The sequence below is a fragment of the Brevibacillus sp. 1238 genome (assembly GCF_029892995.1).
In the GTDB taxonomy this organism is placed as follows: Bacteria; Bacillota; Bacilli; order Brevibacillales; family Brevibacillaceae; genus Brevibacillus; species Brevibacillus parabrevis.
Genome location: NZ_JARXWC010000002.1, coordinates 388,103 through 406,889, shown reverse-complemented (window position 1 = coordinate 406,889; position 18,787 = coordinate 388,103). Strand labels below are relative to the sequence as shown.

The 18,787-nt window shown below is 52.7% G+C and carries 20 protein-coding genes; all 20 read right to left on the bottom strand.

Annotated features, from left to right (window positions below; translation table 11 throughout):
• Positions 1-19 precede the first annotated feature (19 nt).
• Positions 20-619, bottom strand: coding sequence for a DUF1405 domain-containing protein (locus M2298_RS05870; RefSeq protein ID WP_217021773.1), 600 nt, complete (start codon positions 617-619; stop codon positions 20-22).
• Between the two features lie 75 nt (positions 620-694).
• Positions 695-1,489 carry a menaquinol-cytochrome c reductase cytochrome b/c subunit gene (locus M2298_RS05865; protein ID WP_122963562.1) on the bottom strand — a complete coding sequence of 265 codons (795 nt, stop codon included), beginning with the start codon at positions 1,487-1,489 and terminating at the stop codon, positions 695-697.
• Positions 1,490-1,518: 29 nt separating this feature from the next.
• On the bottom strand, positions 1,519-2,190 hold the full coding sequence (gene qcrB / locus M2298_RS05860) for a menaquinol-cytochrome c reductase cytochrome b subunit (RefSeq protein ID WP_049740092.1): 672 nt from the start codon (positions 2,188-2,190) through the stop codon (positions 1,519-1,521).
• Position 2,191: 1 nt separating this feature from the next.
• Positions 2,192-2,710 (bottom strand): Rieske (2Fe-2S) protein, encoded by a 519-nt coding sequence (locus tag M2298_RS05855; RefSeq protein ID WP_063226971.1) that lies wholly within the window; start codon positions 2,708-2,710, stop codon positions 2,192-2,194.
• A gap of 222 nt (positions 2,711-2,932) precedes the next feature.
• Positions 2,933-3,358 carry a DUF2487 family protein gene (locus tag M2298_RS05850; protein WP_173595817.1) on the bottom strand — a complete coding sequence of 142 codons (426 nt, stop codon included), beginning with the start codon at positions 3,356-3,358 and terminating at the stop codon, positions 2,933-2,935.
• Between the two features lie 88 nt (positions 3,359-3,446).
• Entirely contained in the window at positions 3,447-3,662 is a 216-nt protein-coding gene (locus tag M2298_RS05845; RefSeq protein ID WP_063226969.1) for an IDEAL domain-containing protein, read from the bottom strand.
• Between the two features lie 9 nt (positions 3,663-3,671).
• The gene (locus M2298_RS05840) at positions 3,672-4,790 is read right to left on the bottom strand and encodes a hypothetical protein (protein WP_122963564.1); all 1,119 of its coding nucleotides are present in this window, start codon (positions 4,788-4,790) and stop codon (positions 3,672-3,674) included.
• A 129-nt stretch (positions 4,791-4,919) separates the two neighbouring features.
• The gene (locus tag M2298_RS05835; protein ID WP_122963565.1) at positions 4,920-5,864 is read right to left on the bottom strand and encodes a tetratricopeptide repeat protein; all 945 of its coding nucleotides are present in this window, start codon (positions 5,862-5,864) and stop codon (positions 4,920-4,922) included.
• A 101-nt stretch (positions 5,865-5,965) separates the two neighbouring features.
• A complete protein-coding gene (locus M2298_RS05830; RefSeq protein WP_122963566.1) occupies positions 5,966-6,616 on the bottom strand; it encodes a zf-HC2 domain-containing protein in 651 nt (216 codons plus the stop codon).
• The gene (locus M2298_RS05825) at positions 6,613-7,203 is read right to left on the bottom strand and encodes an RNA polymerase sigma factor (protein ID WP_063226965.1); all 591 of its coding nucleotides are present in this window, start codon (positions 7,201-7,203) and stop codon (positions 6,613-6,615) included. Before M2298_RS05825 ends, M2298_RS05830 begins: the two co-directional genes overlap by 4 nt.
• A 146-nt stretch (positions 7,204-7,349) precedes the next feature.
• Positions 7,350-8,471, bottom strand: a complete 1,122-nt coding sequence (locus tag M2298_RS05820; protein WP_122963656.1) for an amidohydrolase family protein — start codon at positions 8,469-8,471, stop codon at positions 7,350-7,352.
• A gap of 389 nt (positions 8,472-8,860) precedes the next feature.
• Entirely contained in the window at positions 8,861-10,141 is a 1,281-nt protein-coding gene (gene aroA / locus M2298_RS05815) for a 3-phosphoshikimate 1-carboxyvinyltransferase (protein ID WP_173598799.1), read from the bottom strand.
• Positions 10,142-10,222: 81 nt separating this feature from the next.
• Entirely contained in the window at positions 10,223-11,326 is a 1,104-nt protein-coding gene (locus tag M2298_RS05810; protein WP_122963657.1) for a prephenate dehydrogenase, read from the bottom strand.
• A 70-nt stretch (positions 11,327-11,396) separates the two neighbouring features.
• The gene (gene hisC / locus M2298_RS05805) at positions 11,397-12,491 is read right to left on the bottom strand and encodes a histidinol-phosphate transaminase (RefSeq protein ID WP_122963568.1); all 1,095 of its coding nucleotides are present in this window, start codon (positions 12,489-12,491) and stop codon (positions 11,397-11,399) included.
• Positions 12,492-12,520: 29 nt separating this feature from the next.
• Entirely contained in the window at positions 12,521-13,339 is an 819-nt protein-coding gene (gene trpA / locus M2298_RS05800) for a tryptophan synthase subunit alpha (protein WP_122963569.1), read from the bottom strand.
• The gene (gene trpB, locus M2298_RS05795) at positions 13,339-14,571 is read right to left on the bottom strand and encodes a tryptophan synthase subunit beta (protein ID WP_122963570.1); all 1,233 of its coding nucleotides are present in this window, start codon (positions 14,569-14,571) and stop codon (positions 13,339-13,341) included. The genes trpA and trpB overlap by 1 nt, the downstream gene beginning before the upstream one ends.
• Entirely contained in the window at positions 14,531-15,202 is a 672-nt protein-coding gene (locus tag M2298_RS05790) for a phosphoribosylanthranilate isomerase (RefSeq protein ID WP_280648306.1), read from the bottom strand. The genes trpB and M2298_RS05790 overlap by 41 nt, the downstream gene beginning before the upstream one ends.
• On the bottom strand, positions 15,199-15,996 hold the full coding sequence (gene trpC / locus M2298_RS05785; protein WP_122963572.1) for an indole-3-glycerol phosphate synthase TrpC: 798 nt from the start codon (positions 15,994-15,996) through the stop codon (positions 15,199-15,201). The genes M2298_RS05790 and trpC overlap by 4 nt, the downstream gene beginning before the upstream one ends.
• Positions 15,986-17,011, bottom strand: a complete 1,026-nt coding sequence (gene trpD, locus M2298_RS05780; protein WP_122963573.1) for an anthranilate phosphoribosyltransferase — start codon at positions 17,009-17,011, stop codon at positions 15,986-15,988. The genes trpC and trpD overlap by 11 nt, the downstream gene beginning before the upstream one ends.
• Positions 17,005-18,519, bottom strand: coding sequence for an anthranilate synthase component I (gene trpE, locus M2298_RS05775; protein WP_122963574.1), 1,515 nt, complete (start codon positions 18,517-18,519; stop codon positions 17,005-17,007). Before trpE ends, trpD begins: the two co-directional genes overlap by 7 nt.
• Between the last annotated feature and the right edge of the window lie 268 nt (positions 18,520-18,787).

The following is an 18,787-nucleotide window of genomic DNA, read 5'->3' as shown; positions in this document are numbered from 1 at the left end:
TATGGAAAGGAGGACAAGATTAGACCTTGTTTATCGTGTGCTTGCTGTTTGCAATCCAAATAACCGATATGGATATCAGGCTGAGAAGCACAGTAAACAGCCCGACGAAACCATCGTACGGGTCAAGCACACTTGGCAGCCATGGGTGGATATCCATCACGTAATCCAAAAAGTCGTTGTTTAAAGTCCACAGCGCAGCGATCCCCACTGGCAGGATGCTCAATTTGTAAAAGCGTGCATACAGCACCGATTCAGCCGCCATTCCAGCATGTGAAATAATTAACATCACATCTGTCCAGCGTACTTCATTCCCCATCATCCAACCCGCCAAGATAATGCAAACGGCCCATACACCATACTTGAAATTCGTGATGCCTGCCAGTGCTTCCAGTACCGGGATGTGGCGACCCAACAAATAGGTAAGGATGACCAAAGTAAAAAGGCCACTACCTGTTGGGCTGTCTGGGACAAAAGGAGTCAAGTACGCTGGCGTTTCTGCCAGCTGGTTTTTATACCAGATGAATCCGTATATAGTTCCCAGCAGGTTTACGATAAACAGCGTCCATAGAAACCATCTTTTCCCCAAAGAATGCTTGAACCACTCCCATATCCAGATCATGTTTATCGTCTCCCGCTGTGTACGCCGCTAAAGAAAAAGCTGACCGCATCGTCAGCCAGCTTTTTCTCTATTAGCTTATTTCAAGGTTGCCATGTACTCGGCCAACTTCGTGATTTCCGCATCATCCTTGATCATGCCGCCTGGCATTGCAGGTGGCTTACCATTTTTGATGATATCGGCAATCTGCGTTGCATCGTATTTTTCACCGATCTTCTGGAGGTTTGGACCCATGCCGCCCTCCATGTTTTTGCCGTGGCAACCCATGCAGCTTGTTTGAGCTTTCCATACAGCATCTGCTGTAAAGCTGGTGTCAGCAGGTGCCGGAGCCGTTGCGTTGGAGCCATGGCCAGCGCCACCAGAATCCTTGCTGGATGGATGGCTCAGGGAGTGCTCGTGATCCGCAGCCCACGTAAGGTAGAAAACGCCTACCAGAGCTGTCAGCATCAAACCAGTTGCTACCGGACGCTTGGAAGGACGGCGCTCTTTGCTGGTATCCAGCCAAGGAGCAAGCATCAGTCCGCCAAAGGCGATACCCGGAATAATGATCGTACCGAGGACTACCCAATCTCCCGCAGCCCAAGGGTATTTCAGCATTTGGTACAGGAACAGGAAGTACCAGTCTGGCAACGGAACGAATGACGTATCATTCGGGTTTGCCTTGTCAGTCAGCGGCGATGGATGAGAAACCGTCAGCACGAGGAAGCCGACCAAGCAAACAGCTGCCACCATCCACTCTTTCAGCAGGAAGTTCGGCCAGAACGGCTCATTTTTTCCCGGAAAGTCGGAGTAAGATGGAGAAATATTAGGGATACGCTTCGCCGATACTCGGGAATCTCCGACGAAGGTAGCATCTTTATCTTGTTTTGCCATGCTATTTCCTCCTTTTTATCGAAGACCCATTATAGTGGACCCGAGATACCTTGCGAACGGATCATAACAAAGTGAGCGCCCAACAGGCCGAGCAATGCGCCTGGCAGGAAGAATACGTGAATCGCGAAGAAGCGAGAAAGCGTTTGCGCACCTACGATGTCTCCACCTGTGAGCAACATTTTTACATACGGACCGATGAGCGGAACGGAGTTTGCAATCTCCAAACCTACTTTTGTCGCAAAGTATGCGGTGTTGTCCCATGGCAAGAGGTAGCCTGTGAAACCGAGGCCCAGCATGACGAAGAAGATCAGCATGCCCACAACCCAGTTCAGCTCGCGAGGCTTTTTGTATGCACCTGTAAAGAAAACACGCAAAGTATGTAGGAACATCATCACGATGACCAAGCTCGCGCCCCAGTGATGCATACCGCGTACGATTACCCCGAATGCAACTTCGTTCTGGAGGTATTTAACAGACTCGTAGGCGTTGATAATGTCTGGTACATAGTACATCGTCAAAAACATACCAGACAAGATTTGAATAACCGTAATAAAGAACGTTAGGCCCCCAAAGCAGTAAACGAAAGCAGAGAAATGGTGTGCCGGGTTCACGTGCTCAGGTACTTCGTGGTCGGCCAAGTCGCGCCACATCGGAGTGATATTCAGGCGCTCATCGACCCAATCATACATTTTTTGTAACATCTTAGCCGTTCACCCCCGGACGAGGATTTGCCTTTACCTTACCCAAATAAAGCTTGCCGTCTTTTACTTCTGTTTCGTACTCATCAAGAGATGCTGTCGGCGGTGTACCCAAGATGTGTTCACCGTTGATCGTGTAACGGCCCAAGTGGCATGGACAGAAATACTGATCTGGATGTTCCGGACTGGTATTCCAGTCAACGGTACAGCCCAAGTGCTTACAGATTGGGGACAGAGCAAGGATCTCACCCTTGTCGTTTTTGGTTACCCATGCAGACAACGTAGATTCGGATTCATACCAACCGTCCTTGGTATGTACCTTAAATTCAACGCGCTTAGGTACTGCGCTGAATTCATCTGGAGAACCAACTGCTACTTTATCTCCACCTGCATGTCCCTGCAGTAAAGGGTCAACCGCAAAGCGAATCATCGGGGTGATCATACCCGCAGCAAGGAACCCGCCAGTTCCCATCAGAGCGTAGTTCAAAAAAGTACGTCTGGAAATTTCGCGTTTGTCTCCCATCTCTTTTTTCCCTCCTTATCCTGTAAAATAGCGCTACGATGGCGTTTTCATACATATACACTAGGTCAATCCCAATCATAGCTAACGCCTATAAAGATGTCAAGAATGTCCAGCGGGCATGGTAGAAGCCAACCCCTGCCTGCTGATAGATTGTTGCCATTTTGTCAAAATTTGCTCCTTGTCCCTCCCGTTTTCCTGTAGTATTACCGGAAAACGCTTTCTCTATTGCGCCGTCTTTCGCTGCCACAGACGAATAATTTCCTGGACCAAAACATCCACAGTCACTTCAAAACGCAAGGCTGAGTCCAGATCTTCTTCTCCGACCGGAAGCATGAGACAGCCTTCCTGCCCCTGCTCGTCCAAGCGAATTTTGTCCTGCGAAAAATGCAATCCGACTGAAAAAGCGAAGTCTCGCGGCGTCTTCTGGCCTTGACTCGCTTCTGCAAACTGATAGCTGAGCGGAAACAGAAGAACTCGCCCCTTGAGCCGCTGTTCGATGCCTGCCGCTATATTCAGCAAATAGTTCATGCGCAGCACGTGTTCTTCTACCCCGATACCGTCCTTGTACAAATAAAGAGGGAGCAGCGCGGTATCCACATAGGGTCGCAGCTCCTCCCAATTTTCAAATTCGTTTACATTCCATTGCATAACGCCGTCTCCTCTTCTCGTGTAGATTCTGGAAACTAGCGTACCATGAATCGGCAAAGTCTCGCAACACAGCTTCCGGCCAAGGCAGCTACGCCTTTTCGTAAGCCATGATCTCTTTCAATTCGCCCGTCAGGCGGATGAACAGCTCTTTGTTTTTGGTAGCCAACGCCTCGTCAATTTCCTGGTACAGCGTCCGCTTGCGGTACTGCCGCATTTGCTCGTCGATTACCATCTCGGACAGCAACCCGGACACCATTTGATTGTTCGTTCCGTACGCGTTGGAATAGAAATTTGGCCACTCCATACCCATCCCTCACTTCAATAAAATAGTCGTTTCCGTAAAGCCGTTGTATTTTCGAAGCCAAGTCTGGCTCGCATAGGTGGCAGTGTACAACCACTGTTCATGCTCGTCTTGGCCGACTCGAAGCAATCCGAGATGCACCATCATTTTGCAGACTCGATTGATCAAAATATCTGCGGGTGCATCGTAGTAGAACTCTTTGATCCAGGGAACCAGCGTATGCAGCAGCGATTCCTGCCGCACCCAGCCGCCAGAGGCGATGAGCGGAATCAACTGGACAAGCATCGGCAAATTCGGGATCGCCCGCTTGTACAATCGCATCCAGAAGCGGATCACATCATGGTAAAGCTGATCGGAATACGGCTGTTCCAACCGCTCCCGTCCCGCCTCGGTAATGCCTACTCTCCCCTCCGCCTCCTCCATCCATTTGTTGTAGTAGCAGAAGTCGTAAAGCAAAGAGAAGCGATCCGGGTATACATCGAAGTGCAGCCCGTATCCAAAGCGCCATTTTTGCGGCAAAAGCGGCTCTTCCTTCACGTACAAAAATTGAAACAACTGCTGCTGATGCCGTTTGTACATGCCTCCCTCAGCCGTAAGCGGTACAGGCTCCTGCTGAAGGAATTGTAAAAATTGCATGATATCGTCGCAAAGAGCCGTTCCTTCGTCCCTGTACGCCTGCGGCCCCGGGATCACCAGATCGTTCTCCTCGCGCCACTGATCGAGCCAGGCTTGTATGAAAGGTTCTCGGATGTCCAACGGAATTTGATACTGCCCGACCGTTTTGCTTTTGGCAGGAAATATCCAGCCTCTTTTCATCGCCGCCGCGACAAATTGCCTTGCCGAATCCTGCTTTTTTTCTTTTGCTGCCAAAAGAGCCACGCCCGCTTTGGCGAGCAAATCCTCCAGCGACATGACGGTTCGCTTGTCGAGCAAAAGCTGCAGCAAAAAGTGTATTTCGGCTTGAGACAACTGCGCTACTTCCTGAGAGATTGTCAACCGATGACGCAGACTGGACAAGAGAGAAGTGATCAATTCGTTTTTGGAATGAGGGTTGCATTCGCATCCGTAGTGGTTGGCAATCTGATGGAGCTGCCGGATATCGGTGTAGACCAAGATCTCAGCCAAGTTCATCTGTGCATCCCTTCTTTGCGATGGCTTTCTTGTATCCCTCATTCTTGCCAATAAGCGGAAAAATAAACAGGAAGCCACATGAGTGACTTCCTGTTCGTCGATTTTTTTATGCGCTGAAGCTTTTTTTGCTTACTCTTCTTCTGTTTCGTGATCCCACTGATCGTGCAATTGCTGGTATTCTTTCGCTTCGTCGTATCGTCCCGCTTGCGTCAACAGCGCAATCAGTCGGCGAATTTGATCGAGGTCAAAGCCGGACAGCGTCACGTATTGCTTCAAGGCGTCGATAGCTTGCTCGGTTTTGCCCAGCGACAAGTAAATGTCTGCCGCCAGCGGGTACGAAGCCACGTACTCTTCGTCAATGGCTTGCAGCGTGGTTACCAGCTCCACCGCTTCCTCCAGTCGTCCCACGTGGAAAGCCATCAGTGTCGCTCCATACAGCACTTCCGGCGAGCGATCGAGCACAAGCGCCTGGCGGAATACTTGATACGCCTGCTCGAACTGCCCGTTTTGCGCCAACGAGCGTCCTTTGGTCAAGAGCAGCTCCAGACTTTCACTGCCCGCCTGCTCCAGAAGCTGCATCGCGACTTCATCTTCCCCGATGCGGAAATACAGGTTGCCGAGCGCAGCTAAAATATCCTGGTTGTCAGGCTCTTTTTGTCTGGCCTGCTCCAAATATTTGACAGCCACCTCGTCCAAATCTTGCAGCGCGTACAAATCTGCCAATAGCAAATCGAGTTGAATGCTGTCATAGCCCGATTCTTTGCACTCGTAGAGCAAATGCTGCGCCGTTTCAAAATCACTGGAATCAAGCGCGATTTCGGCAAGCAGCAATTGGCACTCTCTGCGCAAGGAAGGGTCTAGCTGCGGATTGTTTTCCAGAACCTCCGACAACAGTTTGCCTGCCACGTCCAAATGGCCCAGACGGTACCACACTTCCGCCAAATACATCATGACATCAGGCAAGTCAGCCCCGTGCTCCTGCACTTTTTGCAAGGCTGTCAAACCCAGTTCCACTTCGTCGTTCTCAATTCGCTTAATTGCCTCATCTATGACATACAGCCATTTTTTTGGCATCGTGCTCACCTCATATGTATTATGCTTAGGCCGTATTCTGGATGAATAGCCACAAAAGACCGTCCTAAGACGGTCTTTTCATTTCTCTTGATCATATACCATTATGCACGTGTAAGCCAGCTCATTGTCAATACGGTCATCAAAATCCCGAACACACTGAGCACAATCGGGTAGTTTGGCTTCGCTGAATCCGTTGCTGCCGGTTTTCCATCCAGCGGAACGATCGAGGCGGTCGCACTAGCCAGTGCATCACTTTGCGAAGTGAGCGGCTGTGCTTCTACCACGTATGTACCATCGTCTGTCTGCATGGAAGAGGAGATGACTTGCGCTTTTGGCGTGTTCATCGCCATCACTTCCCCGTTGATCACGAGGGAATTGGCTTGCTCGGTCGAAGTGGAATTGACATATAAAGTAAAAGTAAACAACAATAGCAACAAAACGGCTACACTTGCTCCCATGCGTCTCATTCTGGCTGTTACACTGAAAATTTTTCTGCCAATCGGGATCGCCCATTGCTCCTCGGACAAAATCCGGGCCATGACAGCATCAACAATGGAACGGGAAGGCGTAACGGAATGGTACTCTTCCTTGTCCATTTCCATCCACTCCCCGCTGTCCGACCAGATTTCATAGTCGGCACGACAGGCATAACACGATGCCATATGGTGATCAACACGGCGTTGCGTCACCTCTGACAACAGATTTTCGGCGTATTCAGGCAGAATTTCCTGAACTTCTTCACATTTCATCATCGATTCATCCCTTCAGCTTCATCCAATTGAGGGTCCAGGATGTAGGTTTCCAGCTGGCCTTTTATACTTTGGCGTGCCCGAAACAGCAAGGATTTCACGGAGCTGACGGTCAAATCGAGAATCGTGGCGATCTCTGTGTAATCCATTTGTTCGTACTCTCGCAAAATCAAGGCTGAGCGCTGCTTCTCCGGCAAGTTGTTAATAGCCAGTCTGACCATGCTCTCCCGCTCGTTGCGCAACAAAACCTGCTCGGGCAAAGTTTTGGGAGATGCCATCGGCACTTGCAGTGTATCATCGAGATACACGTCGGAGTTGCGGCTTTTGCGCAATTCGCTGAGTACAGAGTTACGGGCAATCGTATAGAGCCAAGTAGAGAAGGTTGCTTCTACATCACGGAAAGAATGAATGCTCTTATACGCCTTGTAAAACGTCTCCTGACAAATATCCTCAGCAATATGCTCCAGATGTGCCTGACGCAAAAGATGAGTGACAAATGAGAGGATCTTTTTTTCATATCGACGAATCAGTTCAGCATAGCATTCCAGATTACCTTCTTTAATTTCTCGGATAAGCTGGGAATCGGTCATGATCAGGATTACCTCCTTGCGATTCCGATCCCTCAGCGGCCTTTGTAACATTAGACTGCTGGGGATGTAAAAAGTTGCGCGACCTTACGATTCTTTTTCTCGTCAGACTGCGGGAATCCTTCACGAAAAAACCCCCATTTTTGGGGTTAAATGACATATGCGTAGGGCTTTGTGTCGAAAAGGCGTCTGCCCATCCCAACAGACGAGCTAAACTGCGCGTTTCGATACAACCATTTACCGTTCGACATAACAGATGTTGGAAGATGCATTTCGCTAAAATTGAGAATAGTGGAAAGATCATACTTTGTCAACCAGTTTTCCTTTTTCAGGAAGACAATATCAGCGTCTGCCCCTGGTGTCAAGCTCCCTTTTTGCGGATAAAGCCCGACTGCCTTGGCAACGTTTGTCGAAGCAAGTCTGACGAGTAGACAAAGCAACCTTTCCGGCGAATACCATCTCCGGCGATAATCAATGCGAACATCGTGAAGGGGAGCAGCGACTTGCCAACTGTCGTAAAAGTGCTGGTGCATGTGGCGAATGGCCCGGTCTGTCACTTCTGTTGGCAAACGAAAAATGTGCAAAAACGGATCGTGTTCTCTTGTTTCAAAGGCCACTGACGGATCAGCGATGACGGTACGCACCTTCCAGTATTTAGTAGCGTCCAGCCAAAGCTGCCGAATTTGATCACGCTGTTCTTTTTTTACGGACGCATCATTTTGTATGTGCAAATGCAGAATCGTTTGTTTAGACGTATGAAGTTGCAAAAGCGTTTCCCATTTTATTGTGGAAATTTCTTCTGGGCTGCGAACCGATACGTGAAAGGCCGCCAAGCCATGTTCACCGTATCTCGCCACCGTTTTCGCCTGTAGCTGGTCAGCCCCGATCCCGACATGCCAGACGTAATCCAGCGGACTGTTGAAATGGCGAGTTTGCTGGTATTCCATCTGCGGCTTGCTCATCCAGCTTTCGTGCAAAAACACATCGGCGAAACTGGTGCAGCCGCTCCTGACAAATCCCTGCATCACTTCTATGTATGTGTGCCTATCTTTTATTTTATATAAAGATTGTGTCGGCAGTGCGACAAAGCCAGGCAAAAGATACATATCGGACGCGTCTACTTCGGCAAAAGCAGTCTCGCCTGTCGTCTTGGGCAAGGTGTCTTTGGCGATGCGGACGATCTTTCCTTCGTGCACCCACAAATCCGCTTCCTTGATTCCGTATGCAGTAACAACGGCTCCCCCTCGAATGACCATTCCTTGCTCCGACATGCTTGTCCCCTCCCGACCCTCGCATCGCACTGCGATTTGTACGAGCATATGCGCGGAAAAGGGAAAAAATGCAAAACGGCCATGGCCGTTTTGTTGACCGCAAGCGGTGACATCCCGTTTCATGAAAAACGTCGAGACGTTTTTCACAAAAAAAAAGACCGCCGTTGATTGTAAGCGCATTCAAACGGCGGTAGCACATGTGTGCTTTTATAATATTGGATAGGAGTGGAGAGAAACCATACTGTATTTTTATAATAAACGGAATGTAAGCGCTTGTCAAATCATTTTTGCTAAAAAACGTCAGAGCAGTTCCTCCTCTTCTAGGCCCCATTGCTCATATAGAAAGGAGCCTGCTGTCTCGTCAACAACAGGCTCTCTCTCCGGTTCCCTTATTGGCTGATGTTTTTCAGCAGTTCTTCAAAGCCCGGGAACGATACATCGATCGCTTCCTCGTTCTCAATCCCCGTCTCTCCTGTCGCAGCAAGGCCAGCAATCGCCATCGCCATGCCGATACGGTGATCGCCCATGCTGTCGATCACCGCCCCTGTCAAGGCTGTCTGTCCTTCGATGATCATTCCGTCGTCCGTCGGCGTGACCCGGCCTCCGAATTTGGACAGCTGGCTCACGACCGTAGCGATCCGGTCGGTTTCTTTTACTTTCAGTTCTTCTGCATCACGAATGACCGTCTGTCCGATTGCCTGCGTAGCCATGACGGCAATGACCGGAATCTCGTCAATCAGTCGCGGAATGATATCCCCGCTGATTTCGATCCCGTGCAGCTGCGAATGGGTCACGAGCAGGTCGGCGACCGGCTCTTCGTTGACAATTCGCTCGTTTTGCAGCTCCAGGCTTCCGCCCATCGCTTTCACCACGTCGATGATGCCTGTACGGCTCGGGTTGATCCCGACATTTTCAATCAAAAGCGAACTGCCTGGCACTACCATGACCGCCGCGATCAAAAAGGCCGCAGAGGAAATGTCGCCCGGGACGGAAATAGCTCGTCCGGTCAGCTTTTGGCCGCCCTCTACAGACACCGTCAGCCCATCGCGAACGACAGAAACGCCAAACGCTTGCATCATCCGCTCCGTATGGTCACGGGACAAGTGCGGTTCGGTTACGCTGGTCACGCCTTCTGCTTGCAAGCCGGCGAGCAAAATCGCCGATTTGACTTGCGCGCTCGCGACCGGAGACTGGTACGCCATGCTTTGCAGCTTGCCGCCGCGAATGGACAAAGGGGTAAACTCCCCGTCTTTTCTGCCGTCAATTTTTGCCCCCATCTGGCGCAGCGGTCCGATGACACGGCGCATCGGTCTTTTGGCAATCGACTCGTCGCCTTCCATGACCGTATGAAACGGCTGTGTCGCCAAAATGCCGGACATCAGGCGAATCGTGGTACCGGAGTTGCCTACATCCAGATGCTGCATCGGCTCTTGCAAGCCGTACCAGCCTTTGCCTTGTACCGTTACTTTGTCACCCTGCTGCTCGATCTCGATGCCCATGCGGCGGAAGCAACTGATCGTACTGAGGCAATCCGCGCCAGGCAGGAAGCCTTCGATCGTCGTAACGCCTTCTGCCAAGGCTCCGAACATGACCGCACGGTGCGAAATGGATTTATCTCCCGGAACACGTACGGTTCCTGCTATTTTCTTTGCTGGACGAACTCGAAGCACAGTGCCACTCCCCTTTTTCTCTTCACCCGTTAGTCATACTGTGAAGCGTCTTCGTTGTAAAGCGTGTTTGCGCGACCAGGCTCATGTACGCCTGTATACATTGTAATCGAAAAAGCGGAGAAGTTCCTCCCCCTTTTCCATCTCCTCCTGGGAATGGAAGGTGATGCGCAGCGCACCGTATATATCTTCACGCGTCTCCCTGATTTGCAGGTTGGTGATGTTGATTTGCTTCGCACCGAGCAGCGTTGTAATGCGCCCGATCTCCCCTGGATGGTCAGGAATGTCGATATACAAATCGTTCAAAGGCGGCAAAGCTCCTGTTTTGCGCTCAGGCAAACCGTCGCGGAAGTCGCGGGCTGTCTGGAAGAACCGCTCGATTCCATCCGGGTCGCCTTCTTCCACAAGCTCGACGACATCTTCCAAAGCTTTTGCCCAGTCTTTGGCGATCTTCACAATATGCTCGCGGTTTTGCAGCAATACGTCGCGCCACATGCGCGGATTGCTCGAAGCAATGCGGGTAATGTCACGGAAGCCGCCTGCGGCCAGACGCGCATGCCACGCGTTCTCTTCGTCGTATCCGGCGACCAGGTTGACCAGAGCAGATGCCAGGACATGCGGGAAATGGCTGACTGCTCCCACTACCTGATCGTGGGAATCCGCGTCCATCTGTACTACTTTTGCCCGCGTGAGGGAGAGAAGCTCGGTTAGACGCTCCACTTTTTCTGCTGCCGTGCCAGGGGCTGGCGTCAAAACGTAGTAGGCATTTTCCAACAGTCTGTCCGAAGCCGCCTCCACGCCTGATTTGTGCGATCCGGCCATCGGATGCCCGCCGATAAACGTCACATGCGGCGGAATGACTTCTACCGCCTGTCTGACAATGCCTGACTTGGTGCTCCCCACGTCTGTGACGATGACGTCTGGTTGCAGCTCCATGTCTTGCAACAAGCGCAGTGTAGCTACGATTTGCTCGACGGGGGCTGCGAGGAAAATGACATTGGCTTCGCGGACAGCCGTTTGCAAATCAGTCGTTCCAGCGTGAATCACTCCAAGTGTCAACGCTTTATCTAATGGTTCTTGTCGTACATCGTAACCGACAACACGGATATTGGGGTCACGTCGCATGGACAAAGCGATCGAACCGCCAATCAATCCGACACCGATTACAGTGATGGTTACTTTTTTCATCTCCACTTCCTGTCCTTCCTCATATGCGCGTAGACAAAGATGCCGGGGAACGCCCGGCATCTCGTGTCCGTTATTTCAATGCGCCAGTTACGATTTCTTTTAGCACAGACAAAATCTTTTCGTTCTGTTCTTTTGTTCCCACTGTAATCCGTTGATATCCAGGGAAGCCGAGCGCATTGCCCGAGCGAACGATGATTCCGTTCATCAAGAGCTTTTTGAATACTTCATCGGAATCCATTTTCAGGTCTACCAAAATGAAGTTGGTTTGCGTCGGGAAGTAGGAAAGTCCCCAATCGTCGAATGCGTCAGTCAATTGCTTCAAGCCTTCGCGGTTGCGGTCGCGGCAAGAGATGACAAACTCCTGATCGTGCAGGGCCGCGCGTGCTGCCACCTGACCAAGCGCTCCGGTATTGAACGGCTCGCGGACGTGCTCCAGAGCGGACACAAGCTCTTCGGAGGCGATGCCGTAGCCGATGCGCAGCGTTGCCAAGCCGTAAATCTTGGAGAACGTGCGCAAAATGATCAGGTTCGGATACTGGGACAGCATCGGAACGGTTTGCGGATACGCGGAATCAACGACATACTCGTAATAAGCCTCATCCATGACGACGAGAACGCTGCTCGGCACTTTTTGCAGGAACGCTTCCAGCTCTGTCGCCGTAACGATCGTGCCGGAAGGGTTGTTCGGATTACATACCCAGACGACTTTCGTCTGCTCGTTGATGGCAGCCGCCATCGCTTCCAGATCGTGCACGCCATCCTTGAGCGGAACCTCGATCAGCTCTGCCCCTTCGATAATCGCATTGGAGCGATATTGGGAGAACGTCGGCGTAGCCATGACGGTGTTCGTGCCTTCGCTCAGGAAAGCGCGAGAGATCATCAACAAGATTTCATCGGAACCATTTCCGAAGATCAGTTGACTAGGCTTCACACCGAGGGCATCTGCCAAGTCCCAGCGCAGGTTGAGGCTTGCGCCGTCCGGATAAAGAGCGAGATTGTCCAGTTGTTCCGCAATAGCTGCCTTTGCCTTTGGCGAGCAGCCATAAGGATTCTCGTTGGACGCCAGCTTGATCACTTCTGTCAAACCAAACTCCCGTTTGACGTCTTCAATGGGTTTCCCTGGCTGATATACCGGGGCATTGAGTATGCGTTGCTTCGGTTGCATCCACGTTCACTCCAGTCACATTTTTCCCACTATTGTAGCGCACTCGCCAACTGATGTACAAACGTTTTTATTTTTTCAACAGCATCTGGCATTCGTGCCGGATCTTTCAGTTCGTTCTCGTAGTTTTCAATCTGCTGCACAATCGCACTGCCCACGATTACCCCGTCCGCATGAGGAGCCACGGCCCGCACCTGCTCTGGTGTAGAAATGCCGAATCCGACAGCAGTCGGCGCACTCGTACTCGCCTTCACCCGTTGCAAAAAGTCTGCCAGATCCTCGCGCAAATCCGTCCTCGCCCCTGTCACGCCGAGCGACGAGACGCAATACAAAAAGCCTGTCGCCTGTTCGCCAATCGTTTGGATGCGCGCTTCGGAAGTCGGCGCGACCAGCGAAATGACATGAAGGCCGTTTTGCTTCGCCGCCGCAACGCAAGGGCCGTTTTCTTCAATCGGCAAATCGGGAATGACGACGCCATCTGCCCCGTGTGCCGCCATTTCCGCAAAAAACCGCTCGACTCCATATTGCAGCACCGGGTTGAAGTAGGAGAACAACACGATGCCCGCTTCTACTTTCGACTGGCGCAAACGGCTCACCAGTTGCAAAGCGTCTGCAATCGACACGCCGTTTTCCAGTGCGCGCTGGGAAGCTCGCTGAATGGTAGGGCCGTCTGCCAGCGGGTCAGAGTAAGGTATGCCCAGCTCGATCACATCGGCTCCGGCCTCCGCCATGGCGGTCACAAGCTGAAAAGTCGCTTCGATAGTTGGATCGCCCACCGTAATGAACGGGATAAAACGCTTGCGACTGCGATCCGCAAACAAACGGTCGATTCGATTGGTAGCTGCCGTCATTACGCCTCGCCTCCTTCTGTCCGTTCTGCCAACGCTTCCTGAATGGTCAGCACGTCTTTGTCTCCGCGCCCCGACAGGCAAATGACCAGCACTTGCTCAGGAGACATTTGCGGAGCGCGCTTGATCACTTCCGCAATCGCATGAGCGCTCTCCAGCGCGGGGATGATGCCTTCCGTCCGGCACAAAAGCTCGACTGCCGCCAGCGCCTCCGCATCTGTGACAGACGTATACGTCACTCTGTCCGTATCTTTCAAATACGCATGCTCGGGACCGACACCCGGATAATCCAGCCCGGCGGAGATGGAATGCGCTTCTTGCACCTGTCCATGCTCATCTTGCAGCAAGTAGGTAAGCGAGCCGTGAATCACTCCTGGACGTCCAAGCGTCAAGGTTGCCGCGTGTTTGTCCGTATCGATTCCTTTTCCCGCCGCTTCCACGCCGCGCAGCGCAACAGACTCATCCTGGATGAACGGATAGAACATGCCGATCGCATTGCTTCCGCCTCCTACGCACGCGACCACTTCGTCAGGCAATTTGCCGAGCTGTTCCAACACTTGACGCCGGGTTTCCTCTCCGATGATTTTCTGGAACTCGCGGACCATGTACGGATAAGGATGCGGGCCGACGACCGATCCGATGACGTAAAACGTTTCCTCTACGTGAGAAACCCAGTGGCGAATCGCTTCATTCGTCGCGTCTTTGAGTGTGCGCGAACCTGATACCGCCGGAATGACTTCCGCTCCGAGCAAGTTCATGCGAAACACGTTCAGCGACTGACGGCGAATGTCTTCCTCGCCCATGAATACTTTGCAGGAAAGCCCCAGCTTCGCTGCTACGGTAGCGCTCGCGACACCGTGCTGGCCCGCTCCTGTTTCCGCGATAATCGATTTTTTGCCCATCCGTTTTGCCAAAAGGGCTTGACCGAGCGCGTTGTTCAGTTTGTGCGCCCCGGTATGGTTGAGGTCTTCGCGCTTGAGGTAGATTTGCGCCCCGCCAAGCTCTTGCGTCAACCGTTCAGCGTACGTCAACGGCGTAGGACGCCCAGCGTATTTGCTCAGCAGCTCATTCAGCTCTGCTACGAACTGTGGATCACGTCGCGCTTCCTCAAAAGCAGTCTCCAGCTCGTACAAAGCGTTCATCAACGTTTCCGGGACGAATTTCCCTCCAAACGCTCCAAAACGTCCATTTTCGTCAGGCACGACCCGCGCGGTTGTCTGTGTATTGCTTGGCATGCGCCTTCACCCTCTCCACCAGTTTTTTTATCTTTTCTCCGTCTTTCTCTCCATCCGTTTCCACTCCGCTGGACACATCGATCACAGGGGCCTGATACGTTTCGAGCAGCTCTCCGACATTTTCGGCGTGAATGCCGCCCGCGATGATGCAATCAGCCGCTTGGCACGCAGCCTTCAACAGAGGAATCTGCTCCCACGAAAACTTTTTCCCGGTTCCCCCGGCTTGGGCAGGGTCATACGTATCGAACAAAAAGGCGCTTACGATCCCTTGATACGCTCCAATCGCCCGGGCTGCATCCTCTTCGCCGCCGACAGCCAGCGCTTTCCACACTTCCACGGAAAAACGGTCCCGCACTTGACGGCAAAATTCCGGCGTCTCCTGCCCGTGCAGCTGCACGGCAGCGAGCGGCACTTCCTGCAACACCTCCGCCAACTCGTCCAGCGTCGGGTTGACGAACACGCCTACCGCTGGCGGATGAGCCGGGACGGCTGCAAGCAGCTCTCCAGCCGTCCGTGCGTCGATCCTGCGCTTGCTCGAGGCAAAAACCAGGCCCACGTAGTCGACATCCAGCTCTTTCAAAAGCGCAAGCGTTTCCGGGCGTTTGATCCCGCAAATTTTTAATCGGGTCACAAACTCACCCCCGCTTTCGCTCCAACCAGCTCGATCACCGCTTGCGCTACGTCTGGCTGACGCATGAAATGCTCTCCCACCAAAACGGCGCGCGCACCTGCTCTCCTTACCTTCTCGACATCCTCCGCTTTGGAAATGCCGCTTTCGCTCACGACTGTCAACGAAGCAGGCAGTCCGCCAATCAGTTCGTCTGTCACAGCGAGATTCGTCTCGAATGTGCGCAAATTCCGGTTGTTGATTCCGAGCAGCTTCGGTTCGATCGCCCGGAATACGCGGTCGCATTCCGGCTTGTCATGCACTTCGACAAGTACGTCCATCCCCAGCTCTTCTGCGGTTTGATACAAATGCCGCAGTTGCTCGTGATCGAGAATCGCCGCGATGAGCAAAATGCAATCCGCGCCCGCTGCCCGCGCTTCCACGACCTGGATGTCCTCGATGAGAAAATCTTTGCGCAGGAGCGGACGGTTTACCACTTCGCGGATGCCTTGCAAATAAGCCAAACTTCCTTGGAAAAATGTCTCGTCGGTCAAGACGGACAAGCATTCCGCTTCGGCAGCTTGATACGCCTGCGCGATTTGCAGCGGATCAAAATCCGGGCGAATCAGCCCTTTGGACGGAGACGCCTTCTTCACTTCTGCGATGACGCTGACTGGACGGGAACTTTGCACAAGCGCTTGATGGAAGCCGCGCGGACGATCCTGGTTTTTCGCTTGCTCAAGCAAGTTTGCGATCGTCGTCACTTGTTTCAGGTGAGCAATTTCTCCGCGTTTCTTTTCCACAATGTTAAGAAGCATGAATCATTCCTCCTGCAATTTGCCGGATGTGCTCCAGCTTGCGCATGACCAGTCCGTCGTCGATCAGCTCTGCCGCCCGAATCACTCCTGCCTCAATGGAACGCACGCGATCAGACAAGTAGAGGATCGCTCCTGCATTCAACAGCACGATGTCGCGTGCCGCACCGCGCTTGCCAGCGAATACATCGCGAATGATCTCGGCATTTTCGCTCGAATCCCCGCCGCGCAGCGCCTCTTTGTCATGTCGGCGCAATCCGAACTGCTTGGGATCGATCTCGTACGTGCGAATCTGGCCATCTCGCAGTTCAGCGATCTGGCTCGTTCCCGTCACGGTCAGCTCATCGAGTCCGTCCGAGCCTGCCACAACCAGCGCCCGCTCTACGTGCAGCTCTCGCAGTACAGCCGCAACCGTCGGGAGCAGCTTCGCATCGTAGACGCCCATGAGTTGGTGACTGGCGTTTGCCGGGTTGGTCAGAGGGCCGAGCAAATTAAACACGGTGCGTACAGCCAGCTCCTTGCGCGGTCCGGCTGCATGCTTCATCGCCTGATGGTACAGCGGGGCAAACAGGAAGCACAGATTGGTAGCACGCAAGCAATCCGCAGCCTCTTTTGGCGACAGGTTGACTGGGACTCCCAGCGCTTCCAGCACATCCGCACTGCCGCTCTTGCTCGATACGGCACGATTGCCGTGCTTGGCGATCCGCACGCCGTCGCTTGCCGCCACAATCGCACTCGCCGTCGAGATGTTGAACGTGTTGCTGCCGTCTCCTCCGGTGCCGCACGTATCGACCAAACCGGGATGATCGATCGGAAAACGCATCGCTCGTGCCCGCATCGCCTGGGCAAACCCGATAATTTCCTCAACCTGCTCTCCCTTGAGCCGCATGCTGGCCAAAAAGGCGCCGATCTGGGCAGGAGTCGCTTTGCCGTCCATGATCTCTCCCATTGCTTCCTCAGCGATTGCTCGTGTCAAATCGCTTCCTTGCAAAATTTGTTCCAGTGCATAGGTCAGCATAGCAATTCCTCCTTGCGCGCAAATAGCTGTTCTGCTTTTTCCAGGGCCGAAATCATCGCGGCCGCCTTGTTTACCGTTTCCTGATATTCGCTTGCCGGAATGGAATCCGCCACGATGCCTGCGCCAGCCTGCACATGCGCGTATCCATCCTGGAAGAACAAAGTGCGAATCGTAATGCAACTGTCGAGCGAGCCGTCAAAGGAAATGTAGCCGATCGCTCCCGCATACAAATGGCGCTCATCCTGTTCCAGCTCGGCTATAATTTCCATCGCCCGCAGCTTCGGCGAGCCTGAGACAGTTCCCGCAGGAAAGGCGCTCAACAGGGCGTCAAACGCGTGCAGTCCCTCGCGCAGCTTGCCTGTCACATGCGATACCATGTGCATCACATGCGAGTAATTTTCGATGACGAGCGCCTCCTCCACTTGCACGCTTCCGTATGCGGAGACTTTGCCGACGTCATTTCGGCCCAAATCGAGCAGCATGTAATGTTCGGCCCGCTCTTTTTTGTCTGCCAAAAGGTCTGCGGCCAGCTCCTCGTCCTCTTGCGGTGTCGCGCCTCTTTTTCTCGTCCCGGCAATCGGGCGCATCTCGACTTTTTCATCCTCCACCCGCACGAGCAGCTCAGGAGATGTTCCGACCACCGTCTCGCCTGCGTATTCGAGGTAGTACATGTACGGAGAAGGATTCAGCGTACGCAGCAGCCGGTACACGGCAAACGGGTCGACATCGGTCTTCACGGAAAAGCGCTGGGAGAGCACGACCTGAAAAATGTCTCCTGCGGCGATGTACTCTTTCGCCTGTTCGACCATGCGCTCGTATTGCTCGCGGCTCATGTTTGGCTCGACCTGCAGCGGTTTGGGCGAATCGACTGCCACTTGAATCCGGCTGTCCTGTTCCAACGGAGCGGTGACTTTTTCCGCCAATTGCTCCAGCCGTTCGCAGACTAGCCTGTATTTTTCGTCAATAATGGCTGGCGAATCTCCTGGCTCGACGTGCAAATTCACGATCAACTGAATTTCTTGTTTCAGGTGATCGAACGCGATCATCTCGTCGACGAACAGAAAACGCATGTCAGGAGCTTGAACCGCTTCCTTGCGATGGGCCGGGAGGTTTTCAAAATAGCGCAGCGTATTGTAGCCAAAAAAGCCGACCGCTCCGCCGCTAAGCCGGGGAAAGCCCGGCAGCTTGGGGCTTTTGAAGCGATCTGTCTCCTCGCGCAAAAAGTCGACGGGGTTGCCTGTCATCGCTTTGCGCTCACCGCTTCTCGACACAACGGAGATGTCTGCTCCTTTTGCTTCCACGATCTGAAAAGGGTTCATCCCGATGAAGGAAAAGCGTGCCCAGCGCGCGCCGCCTTCTACGCTTTCCAGCAAAAACGAATCGCTGGTGCGAATCTTCTGATACAAACGGATAGGAGTCTCCTGATCAGCCAGAAGTTTCAAGCTCACAGGAATCAGGGAATACGACGCCGAAAGGGTCTTGACTTCGGCAAGGGAGGGAAAATACATGGAACTCTCATCTCCTTTTTAGTGGGAGCGAAAAGGACGAAGACACCCGTCTTTTCACCACCCGCTTTCTAGAGCGAGAGGTAGGGGGAGAAAAAAATATACAAAAAAATCCAGCAAAAAGAACTGGATCGGGTAGATAAATATGTACCCAGCCTGCTCTTCTCTCCTCAACCTAACTCATCTCTACTCTGCTCTACTCATTCTCATCTCAGCCGGAATTGGCTCTTCACGAACAAACGAGGCGCTCTCGTTTCACTTATGGTAAAAG